This is a genomic window from Alterinioella nitratireducens (assembly GCF_013155465.1).
Taxonomy (GTDB): Bacteria; Pseudomonadota; Alphaproteobacteria; order Rhodobacterales; family Rhodobacteraceae; genus Alterinioella; species Alterinioella nitratireducens.
Genome location: NZ_JABJVX010000036.1, coordinates 1 through 5,821 on the forward strand (window position 1 = coordinate 1; position 5,821 = coordinate 5,821).

The window sequence follows — 5,821 nt, forward strand, 5'->3', positions numbered from 1 at the left end:
TACCGGATTTCCCGAAGATGCAGCCCTTGATGCCGCGCGGCTCCGCCAACCGCTGGTCGGCGCTGATGATGGGGAGGCTCACTGGTCAGCCCCCTGCGCGAGGATCTCGACCTTCAGGTTGCCGGGCCGGACAGTGCGCGCGGGCTCGAAACCCTGCCGGATGGCCTCCGGCCAGGCCGCGTATTTGCGCTCCGGCACCTTGTAGGCCAGATCGACATATTCGGCGGGGTCGTCGCCTGCATCTCGGATCCGCGCCACCATGGCGGCCAGCCGGTTTTGGTCCCAATCCACCCGCTTCGGCAGATCGGCGACCACGGTGAAATCGCCATCATCGAACCGGACGGTGCCAGTGTCTTTGGCCTGAACCTGGCGTTCCTCGGTGGCGCGAGTGGCGTAGCGGACAGCCAGCGCTGCATCGAAGCGGGCCTTGGCCGTCTTGTCCCGCTTCAGACGCTCGTCGATTTCGCGCTGCAGGATCGCCAGCAACTCGACCGGCAGGGCCGCGATCTCAGCCGCGCTGAGCGAAGGCAGATCGTCCAGCGTTGGGGTGTTCTCGGGGAATGGCATGAAATTGTCTCCGTGATCGGTGAAAAAGGATTGGAAGGCGGGCATCACGCGGCCTCGAGCAGGCGGACCGACAGGGCGGCACCGCTGGATCGAGGTTTGGGCCGGGCGACGACGATGTAGGCGAAATGGTCGGGACCAATCCGCGCCTGGACGAGATGGACAAGGTTCTGCTCGGCCGCGCGAAGGGCGGCTGCCGCGACCTGGCGCAAGGCGCGCTGACGGTCTGCAGGCAGTTTCGAGAGAACTGCCGTGGCATCGACCGCCAGAAACCCGCGGTGATAGACCAGCGTCTCGCCGGGCTCGGCCTGCGCGATCCAGGCGCAGAGCCCGACCTCGTCCAGACCGACAGCGGCGCAAAACGGCACCACCCGGTCGGCCGCAAAATCATCGAGGCGGACCATCATGCGGCACCCGCATGCGCATCCGCGCCGGTGCTGTGGCGCAGCTGGTCCTGCTCGAACGCGGTGATATCCTCCATGCGGTAAACCACACGGCCGCCGAGCTTCATGAACTGCGGACCTTCACCGGCCCACCGCCACCGCTCCAGCGTGCGGTGCGAGATGTTCCACCGCCGGGCCAGTTCTTTCTGATTGAGGTGTTTGAGCTGCATCTTCGTCTCCTGTCGCTTGCTGCGTTGGGAGGAAGATGCAAAATCCTGCTGTGGGATGTCGTCAGGATCGAAGTGGGATACGGAGGGGGATCAGTTTGAGCATTGCAACTCAGCGGCGAACGCCGTGGCGGGGGATTGTCATCCCACTCTCATCCCCCTGCGCATCCCACTGTGGAGCCGGAGGGACGCACGCGCTCGAACGGGACGGACCGGAATCAACCGCAGTTCAGACGGTAGTTTCCGCGACCGTTTGATTCGATCAGCGATCGCCACTGCTTCTGGGATTTGAACACGTCGGACATTTTCAGGCTCTTCGAGCCAGCCGCCGACAGGATCGCCTTACCGCTCTGCCAAGCCTCGCCACGGTGCGCCGCCTCATGTAGCGCACGGACAACCTGCGCCTGGATGGGGCCAAGGCGAAACTGGTGCCCGCCGCAACGGACGTCGTGATAGTCAGGTGATGCGCTGAAGATCGGCAGCTGCGGACCGGTCTCTGCGCCGGAGAACCCAGTCTCCGCTTCAAAACGATCACGTTCCTCGCGCCTTAGCAGCAGATCTCCGATCATCACGAAGATCGGTTCAGCTTCGCCATAGAGGGTTGCATAGGACGCGCGCGGCATACGAAAATCGCTGAGATGGGCCTCGCTGCACCGAAAAAGCTGGAAGACGTCCTGCGCATACAAATCCAGCAGACCGCTGAAGCGGCTCTGCTCCCAAGGCACGCGGAATCGCTCCCCCTCGCCGGTTTCATCATAGTCACCCAACTCCAACGGCACACTGAAGACACGCACCGACAGCCGCAGCTTGTCGTTCTCCGCCAGATAGATCAGGTCAGCTTCGGAGATGGACCAGCGATCGAGGATCTCCGGCAGAGTAAAATAAGCCTTCTCGATTTCCATCTGACCCCCGATTCCTGCCATTGAGTGTTTAGGGTTTGTTCTAAATCCTTGACGCCCTCCGATCAATCCTGTTTTATCCTATTTGATCCACAGCCCTCTGGGGAAAACATGACCGAGCATCACACGCTCTCAGACCGCCTCCGCGCCCGCGCTCAGCAACTCGGGCTGAGCCCAGCCCATGTTGCCGAGATGGCCGGGGTCAATCGATCCTTCGTCTATGACATCCTGCGCGGCCGCTCTGCACGCCCCGGTATCGACAAGCTGGCCGAGGTCGCCCGCGTCCTGAAGGTCGAGAGGGAGTGGCTGATCCACGGCATCGGCGAGGTCGAGGGCGAGCCGCCATTCATCGAAAACCCGGATGAAACCTTCGTGGCGATCGCACACGCCAGCCCGCGCCCGTCAATGGGCGGCGGCGCGGTGGTGACCGAGGATCACGACACGCCCGGTCGCGCCTATCACTTCCGCCGGTCTTGGATAAAGGGCAGCCTCAAGGCCAGCCCGTCACAGTTGCGCATCATGCACGTCGAAGGCGACAGCATGGCGCCGACCCTGCTGGACGGCGACACCGTCTTGGTTGACATGACCCGCCGCGCGCCGAACCCGCCCGGGATCTTCGTTTTGGATGACGGCATGGGTTTGGTAGCCAAGCGGCTCGAGCATGTCCCCAACAGCGATCCACCCGCTGTGCGGGTGATCTCCGACAACGGCTTCTATAGCCCGTACGAACGCAGTGCCGAGGAAATCCACATTATCGGCCGGATCCGCTGGTTCGCGCGGGAGATTTGAGATGATCGAATTCCGCCAGATTGACGATGCTGATCCCGTGCTGGCGCACTCACCTATGATGCGGGCGCTGGAAAAGACTTTCTCCTACATCGCCGAACATGGCGGGATCGGGCTGACGCCGTCGAAGGCCTTCAAGCGTGTGTTCGTTCATTGGGCGGCGCGGGAGTTCAACTGGCCCGGCTACACCGAGGAAGACCTCTTCGCCATCAACAAGGTGCTGAACGAAATCGACTTTGGCCCGCTGATGGATCTTCACGACGTGATGATCGCGTTGAAGATCGGGCGGCACTACAAGGGGCAGTACAAGCTGACCAAGGCGGGCCAGGGATTGGTCGGGCATACTGGTCGCCTCTTCGGCATCGTCACGCCGTTTTACCTGTTCGAAGTCAATCACGCCCGCTTCTTGCGCTTCGATGACGAGCCGCTCCTGGGCAATTGGGACGTGTTCATGAACGTGTTGAACGTCGAGACCGAAGACGGTGCGACGGGTGCTGACCTCCGTCAGGTGCTGTTCGGCGAACCCGATCCCAGCGATCGTTTCGACAACGTAATGAGCAGTCTCTACATTCAGGTACTACGCCCGCTCTGCTGGACGGGGCTGCTACAAGAGAGCCGATCTAAGGGTTTGCTTAGGACGCGGGAGAGCACTTTCACCAAGACGCCGTTGTGGCGAGCGGCGCTACGGCTGGAGACTGACGCGATGTTGCGGAGGGCGAAGCGGCACTGACCGCTTGGCGCTGGTGTCCATGCCGGGTTTAGGTCATCGACATTCTCCGCGCCTGCAACAACACAGGCTTCGAATATTGCTTAGGGTTCCTCTATTGCCGGATGCATGTTGATCACGCATTCAGCAATCATGTCGCCGATCATGTCAGCCTCCGGCGAGTCTCCTGGCGGCAGGCCATCAATCTCCGCATGTGAATGGTCGGCCTCAAAATCCCCGTCCGCTTCGAGGGGATCATGAACGATTCGCAGTGTTGCAAGCTCTTCGGTCACCTTCTCGCGGACGGCGCCAATGTTTAGCTCGGCGAATCGGCCTGTCCTTCTGACTGTCAGCCGGTATAAACGACGCACCTCCGCGAGTTGCTGCGCCTTATCGGTATCAAAGGCTTCCAGCCAGTTTACGGATACACCGGTTTCATCCGGCCGGTTTGGTCGGAGGCGAAAGTCAGCACCGTTTGCTGTGCCGTCTTCCTGGATCATACTTGGCTTAACATAGCGGACTATATGATCAGCGGCAGGTAGATCATCGCCCTTCATGCATAGATCAGTGGTCGCAGGTCAAAAGCCGCGATCTGTCGTCTGACGCCATCAATGCTGTCTCGCCCGGCCACACGTGAAACTACTCCAGCCGCCGCCCGCCGCCTAAATATAACGTATTGCACTGTGTGGCCGCCAAGGAACTGCAGGCCAATATGGGTGCCGTGCTCGCCTTTCCACATGGCGCGAAGGTTGCCGTTATCAAGCAGCACTAGGTTACCCTTGCGGGTGAACGGTTCAGAACGAATGAAGCGCCAGAAATCGCGCTCGGATGTTGTGTTCAGGTCGTAACCGTCCTGTCTCGCTTCGGCGCGCAACGCCTCGATCCTGACCTGATAGGCCTGCAAATCCGCGTGTGCCCGCTTCGCCTTTTCGCCCAGTTCTTGAGTCAGTGCGTTGCTGGGATCGAACACACGCACGACTAGATCGGTCAGTGTGGCCGCCTCACTCTGATGATCTGGCTTCGGCCCGCGATAGAAAAATCTTTGACGGGCTGCTACCGGCAAATCGATATTGAAGACAGAGGCGCTGTCCATCTCGGCCATGACCGCGGGCGGCTGATAGCCGGGATCCAGCGTAACCCTTTCCAAATCCAGTGCGGCGATCATGCTTCCTCCTCTACCGGCTTCCAGTACTTTTGTTGAATTTCTTTGCTTGTAATGCCGACAAAGCAGGCAATTATTGCATCGTGCGCCCGCTCGAACCACGCATCGGCTGCAGACTTCCCCACCTGTCCAAGTCGTCCTGTTGCCTTAATCTCAACCACGAGAACCGGCGTTGCAGGCCGCGCCGTCGATTCACCGTTGCGAATACTAACCCGCAATTGCAGGTCTTTCGAAGGTACATAGACAAAGGTGCAGTTGAATGCGGGTTGCCCGCTCGCCTCGATGCCGGCGTCAGGCATCGCAAAGGACGGGATGACCCTCGACGTGTCTTGCGGACCCTCCCAGTATTCGCAGGCCTCAATCGTGTTGATGTATGTCAGTTCGCACAGGTCGATCTCAATTTTATCGATTCCCACATCCTCACAAGCAAAATCCTCGAAAATGCGATAATACTTGTCGAAAGCCGGTTTGAGGTTTTCAGCAAAGTGCGGGTACTGCGCGTCCCGCCGACGCCAATTGAGCATGAAAGCGTTCTTTTGTAATTGTATGAGGTTTACCTTGTCCTCGGCTACGAACCAGAAACGCGGCATCGGGAAAAACTCGCCGCTGATTTGCTCGAATGCCTCGGCACCGCCGACCGGTGCTTGTTGCTCGATGGCTGGAAACTCGTTGCGAATTCGGGACCAAAAAAGCCCGATATGCTCACTGCGCAAAGAGAACAGCGGCGGATTGAAATAAGTGGCGATCACCAGCTCATTAATTGGTGAATTTTTAAACCTTACTTTCATTTTCCCTCAGTCGATAGTCTGGGTCGCGCCTTAGCACGCCGCGCCAGCACTCCTCTACCATATATGGTATGTTTGGCGCCGTCACCAAACATATCCCGTGATGCGTTCAAAAAAGGTGCATGCTCAGCGCGGGTGGCATGGCCAAGAACAGACTGGCGGCGGTGGGTGACCACGCCTGCCAGGTTCCGCTCCAGTCTGCACAGGCGATAACGGCCTCCAGCGGAAGCTTCAGCAGTGTCCCAACAGTTGGTGTAACTCCCGCCGGTAGCGCGGGCTGAGCGGAGCCTTCGCATAGCGAAGCGAGGC

The 5,821-nt window shown here is 59.7% G+C and carries 9 protein-coding genes; 2 read left to right on the forward strand and 7 right to left on the reverse strand.

All coding sequences use genetic code 11. The annotated features are described in order from the left end of the window. Positions 1-78: 78 nt before the first annotated feature. The 4 genes from HNS34_RS20240 to HNS34_RS20255 all read right to left on the reverse strand — a co-directional run bounded on the left by HNS34_RS20240 (position 79) and on the right by HNS34_RS20255 (position 2,076). A complete protein-coding gene (locus HNS34_RS20240; RefSeq protein WP_172321886.1) occupies positions 79-567 on the reverse strand; it encodes a hypothetical protein in 489 nt (162 codons plus the stop codon). A 44-nt stretch (positions 568-611) separates the two neighbouring features. After that, entirely contained in the window at positions 612-971 is a 360-nt protein-coding gene (locus HNS34_RS20245; protein WP_235952834.1) for a hypothetical protein, read from the reverse strand. Continuing rightward, positions 968-1,177: a helix-turn-helix transcriptional regulator gene (locus HNS34_RS20250; RefSeq protein ID WP_029058679.1), complete on the reverse strand. Its 210-nt coding sequence runs from the start codon at positions 1,175-1,177 to the stop codon at positions 968-970. Before HNS34_RS20250 ends, HNS34_RS20245 begins: the two co-directional genes overlap by 4 nt. A 215-nt stretch (positions 1,178-1,392) precedes the next feature. Beyond that, a complete protein-coding gene (locus HNS34_RS20255) occupies positions 1,393-2,076 on the reverse strand; it encodes a hypothetical protein (protein ID WP_172321887.1) in 684 nt (227 codons plus the stop codon). Between the two features lie 108 nt (positions 2,077-2,184). Here HNS34_RS20255 and HNS34_RS20260 point away from each other — a divergent pair, with 108 nt between their 5' ends. After that, positions 2,185-2,862 (forward strand): LexA family transcriptional regulator, encoded by a 678-nt coding sequence (locus tag HNS34_RS20260; protein ID WP_113824981.1) that lies wholly within the window; start codon positions 2,185-2,187, stop codon positions 2,860-2,862. A 1-nt stretch (position 2,863) separates the two neighbouring features. After that, a complete protein-coding gene (locus HNS34_RS20265; protein WP_172321888.1) occupies positions 2,864-3,589 on the forward strand; it encodes a hypothetical protein in 726 nt (241 codons plus the stop codon). An 80-nt stretch (positions 3,590-3,669) separates the two neighbouring features. Here the strand turns inward: HNS34_RS20265 and HNS34_RS20270 are convergent, their stop codons facing one another. The 3 genes from HNS34_RS20270 to HNS34_RS20280 are packed head-to-tail and all read right to left on the reverse strand — an operon-like array spanning position 3,670 to position 5,515. Then, positions 3,670-4,065, reverse strand: a complete 396-nt coding sequence (locus HNS34_RS20270; protein ID WP_172321889.1) for a hypothetical protein — start codon at positions 4,063-4,065, stop codon at positions 3,670-3,672. Between the two features lie 53 nt (positions 4,066-4,118). Next, entirely contained in the window at positions 4,119-4,730 is a 612-nt protein-coding gene (locus tag HNS34_RS20275) for a hypothetical protein (RefSeq protein ID WP_172321890.1), read from the reverse strand. After that, a complete protein-coding gene (locus tag HNS34_RS20280) occupies positions 4,727-5,515 on the reverse strand; it encodes a TIGR04255 family protein (protein ID WP_172321891.1) in 789 nt (262 codons plus the stop codon). The genes HNS34_RS20275 and HNS34_RS20280 overlap by 4 nt, the downstream gene beginning before the upstream one ends. Positions 5,516-5,821: the final 306 nt, after the last annotated feature.

What these genes read in the sequence shown, in the direction of transcription:
- HNS34_RS20275 (WP_172321890.1), bottom strand. Translation starts at nt 4,730, where the DNA reads ATGATCGCCGCACTGGATTTGGAAAGGGTTACGCTGGATCCCGGCTAT.
- HNS34_RS20270 (WP_172321889.1), bottom strand. Translation starts at nt 4,065, where the DNA reads ATGATCCAGGAAGACGGCACAGCAAACGGTGCTGACTTTCGCCTCCGA.
- HNS34_RS20260 (WP_113824981.1), top strand. Translation starts at nt 2,185, where the DNA reads ATGACCGAGCATCACACGCTCTCAGACCGCCTCCGCGCCCGCGCTCAG.
- HNS34_RS20280 (WP_172321891.1), bottom strand. Translation starts at nt 5,515, where the DNA reads ATGAAAGTAAGGTTTAAAAATTCACCAATTAATGAGCTGGTGATCGCC.
- HNS34_RS20250 (WP_029058679.1), bottom strand. Translation starts at nt 1,177, where the DNA reads ATGCAGCTCAAACACCTCAATCAGAAAGAACTGGCCCGGCGGTGGAAC.
- HNS34_RS20240 (WP_172321886.1), bottom strand. Translation starts at nt 567, where the DNA reads ATGCCATTCCCCGAGAACACCCCAACGCTGGACGATCTGCCTTCGCTC.
- HNS34_RS20265 (WP_172321888.1), top strand. Translation starts at nt 2,864, where the DNA reads ATGATCGAATTCCGCCAGATTGACGATGCTGATCCCGTGCTGGCGCAC.
- HNS34_RS20245 (WP_235952834.1), bottom strand. Translation starts at nt 971, where the DNA reads ATGATGGTCCGCCTCGATGATTTTGCGGCCGACCGGGTGGTGCCGTTT.
- HNS34_RS20255 (WP_172321887.1), bottom strand. Translation starts at nt 2,076, where the DNA reads ATGGAAATCGAGAAGGCTTATTTTACTCTGCCGGAGATCCTCGATCGC.